Below are 3,389 nucleotides of genomic sequence, written 5' to 3'. Positions count from 1 at the left end.
ATACTGTAAGGTTCTTTTTGATATTTGGAGAAGACGGCACACTTGTCCGTTGTCCAGCCATGTTTCGTCTGTTTGATTATTTTTACATAATTCCCTGACCTGTCCGGCAAAACTCTCAAATTGTCTTTGTATCTGTTCAAAAGTCTTCTTTTCAATAGCGATTATTTGGCATCCGCCGAACGTTGTTTCCATACTTATTTCCTCTTCTTTTTAAAAATACCATTATCCATATCATCCATTCTTTGGTTTAGCTTTGTTCTTATTTCATCCAAAAATAAAGTTCGGCTATCCGTCCGCCTGCGTATGGCCCGGAAAACATCATAGCAATCCGTTACAGGGAAAGATAACATTTGACAGAGATACCCGATGGCTTCCTGTATCTCAATATCCCCATTATTGAAACTATTGGTTTCCAGCAGGCCGTAAGCCAGTTCTACGAAATCACTTTTTGAGCCTGACCAGTATAGTGGTGTATCCGGTTTATCTCCGGATATGATTTTGAATATGCGATTCAACTCACCAAGAAATGTATTTATTTTTTCAAATTGAACTTTTTCTATAATTATCATATTTTTTTTCATGTTGTTAATTGCTTTTATTTGTTTAGTTAATGTATTTTCCTATATCGAACCTGTTATTAATTGTACTTGTTGCACCGGCTCCTATATCATCCAGTATACTGACAACAATACTTTCTGCTCCGTTGAACAATCCGGTTATCTGTCCGAACAGGTCTGTACTTTTCACTTTATGCAATGTCTCCCTGATTTGAAGCTCTTTACCTTTTGGTATAACTTTTCCTTGCAGGGTGTCGGCTAATAATTGAAATTCATCTACTGTTACTCCCTGGTCGTGTACCGTATTCTTACCGGGAACAATATTTAATGGAATTGCTTCTTTTTCCAAATCGATGCTATGGATGGGACTATTTTCATCTTCTTCTTTCACAGCTTCCTGTTCTTTCTTCTGATTTTGATTTACAGGTAAAGATTTAAAAACGGTTTTCGGTTTTCCCATAATATCGGGGACACCTTTTTTATTTCTTTCATTCCCATTATTTGTATCTGTCCTGTACTCATCTTTCCGCTGGTATGTTTTGTTAAACCAGTCCTTAAATTCATTCCATAGGTTTAGCCCTGCCAGAAACAGGCAGGCTGATGCTAGCAGCACGGTTCCTATTATTTCTCTCATCGGTTCTTGTTTTTGTTGAATTTCTAATTTTTCATTTATCATTTTTAGTTTTTCATTTAACTAAATCATTTTTCCCAATGCGGTATAAGGAATTGATTTCCTCTTGGTGTGTTTCAAAATGTTCGGCCAGTACATTGTCAATATAGCTGCCTACCGGAATATTTTTGCCGTCTATAATCTTTACGGCGGCTACAATATCGGATACTGTTTTATGCAGTTCCCCGCTGATGTATACATTCTTGCGGTTATCAGTTTCATACCTTTTCAGAAAAGTGTTCTTGTAAGGAGACTCATCAGTCTGAACAGATCTCTTCCGCCTTTGCTGTATGCCCGCAGGCCTATTCTCTGCTACAGCTGGTTCTTGTACCTGCTCTTCCGGTATTACTTCCTTTGATAAATCCCCTGCCTTATGTACCTGACTAAGGCTGGAGAGTAAAGCTTCCTGATTGGGAATCTCTACTTTCCGGTTTTTTGTCATATTCCTATCCTTATCATTTTCCTGTTCACCCATCGTTTATCGTATTATTAGTTGAAGTATTTCTTCGGATAAAGCATCGAAATTACTACCGGAGAGTAACCGCTTGTCGATAGGAAACAGTGTGGAACGGAATATGGGTTTATGCTCTTCTTCCATTTCATGGCGAAAGCGTTTACTGTCGGGAAGGACATTTTTTAATATCCGTAATTCCAAATCTCTGATGACATCCTCATAAGCAAGGTATAGCTTTGTCTTTTCTCGTCCGTCCACCAGGTTCCAAATCAGCGACAGGCCTTTCACATTTCCAGCTTTAGGCCTTACAATCACATCGTTTATCAGGATAGCGAACTGCAGGGTACTTTCCAGCACCATACGGTCGGCGCTTACCGGGGCAAAGATATAATCGACCGATGCCAGTGTATTGACAATCACCTGGCTGTTCAAGGTTCCGGGCAAGTCAAGAAGGATAAAATCAAATTCTTCTGATGTGCGGTTTATCAGGTCTTCTGCCGCCATAATGGCTTCTTCAGGTTTAGCTTCTACAATCGGGAAGGCAGGTTTGTCAACCCGCAAGAATTGCTCTTCGGCCATTTTGTTGTAGAACGGGTCGTTTATTACCTGTTTTACTTTCCTGTCCCGCATTCGCACAATACTGTGCTGGGGAAAGTCGCAGTCATAACTGCCACATTATATTCCAAGGTATAATACAGGTAACTGGAGAACAATACGGTCAGAGTTGTTTTGCCTATTCCTCCCTTCTGGGTGGAGAAGGCTACGAATAATGGGTTCTTTTTCATACGATAAATTTGTTTTTAAGTGAATATTAAAATGTGTACTCGTTTTTATTGGTTGTTAAGCGGGTATAGATGTTGACAGCTTTGTATTTAGCTATATACTTTGACAGCAACTTATTTATATATCAAAGTTTGTACTTCAATAAGTATCCGTTTGTATGCTTACTTAAGTATATTGGTACCGACCCAAATTTTTATTCGGACAGGCGGGTAAAAGTTCAAACTCCAACCTGCGGACTTTAGAACACTGCTATTTACATACCCGATTCTCAAATTGCATATCAAAACTTCAACTTTTCAAACAGCTCTCTCGCTTAACTTTCCGCAAATAAAAACTAAATTATCATCCCTTGTATCACATCCGTTCCCTGTGGCAGTGTTTGGCGTTCAGTGTCCACTCTAAACGCTAAGAATCAGACTGTTTGAATACTGTTCATTCGAATTATAGGTTGTAATTTTGTAACCGGAGAACCACTCATCCAATGGAAACACCCGCATGTTTCGAATGAAAATTCCCGATTTTAATGAGCATCCGTTCCGGCTACAGCCAATGTCCGCCCATGCAGGCGGATTTTGTTTTCAAAGGAAAACAGCAAGTTGTGTCTTTGTCAACAGAAAAATCCTTTTTCCGTCATCCGAAGACCAACTTGCTCCGGCCTGAGCCGGAGGGAAAGTTCTCCCAAGTCGAACTTTTATAAACCAAAAACTATAATGAACATGAATGTTGAAAATGGGGCTGGGCAGCCCAGTGCAAAGAAAGCCGATTCGAAGCGGGGACGGGGACGCCCCACAAAGGAAGATGTGAAAAATTACAGGCATAGGTTTCGCCTGAATGATGCCGATAGTAGACGTTTATTGGTTATGTATAAGCAATCGGGAAAGAAGTCAATGTCCGGGTTTCTGGCGAAAAAGGTACTGAACCACAA

General features: G+C 39.9%; 3 protein-coding genes and 3 pseudogenes. 1 reads left to right on the top strand and 5 read right to left on the bottom strand.

The features are described 5' to 3' along the window. From D0T84_RS22690 to D0T84_RS21840, 5 genes and pseudogenes are all read right to left on the bottom strand, one after another. A pseudogene (locus tag D0T84_RS22690) lies at positions 1-192 on the bottom strand (hypothetical protein); the annotation flags it as partial. Positions 193-194: 2 nt separating this feature from the next. Continuing rightward, positions 195-581, bottom strand: coding sequence for an RteC domain-containing protein (locus D0T84_RS21855; RefSeq protein ID WP_163310036.1), 387 nt, complete (start codon positions 579-581; stop codon positions 195-197). A 22-nt stretch (positions 582-603) separates the two neighbouring features. Next, positions 604-1,191 (bottom strand): hypothetical protein, encoded by a 588-nt coding sequence (locus tag D0T84_RS21850; RefSeq protein WP_163310035.1) that lies wholly within the window; start codon positions 1,189-1,191, stop codon positions 604-606. A gap of 52 nt (positions 1,192-1,243) precedes the next feature. After that, positions 1,244-1,702 carry a DUF3408 domain-containing protein gene (locus D0T84_RS21845; RefSeq protein ID WP_163310034.1) on the bottom strand — a complete coding sequence of 153 codons (459 nt, stop codon included), beginning with the start codon at positions 1,700-1,702 and terminating at the stop codon, positions 1,244-1,246. Positions 1,703-1,705: 3 nt separating this feature from the next. Continuing rightward, positions 1,706-2,466, bottom strand: a pseudogene (locus tag D0T84_RS21840) (ParA family protein). Positions 2,467-3,180: 714 nt separating this feature from the next. Between D0T84_RS21840 and D0T84_RS21835 the strand changes: the two are divergent. Beyond that, positions 3,181-3,389, top strand: a pseudogene (locus D0T84_RS21835) (hypothetical protein); the annotation flags it as partial.

The sequence above is a fragment of the Dysgonomonas sp. 521 genome, assembly GCF_010501055.1.
Lineage (GTDB): Bacteria > Bacteroidota > Bacteroidia > Bacteroidales > Dysgonomonadaceae > Dysgonomonas.
Note: the sequence above shows the minus strand (reverse complement) of the source record. Positions and strands in the feature narration are given on the sequence as shown.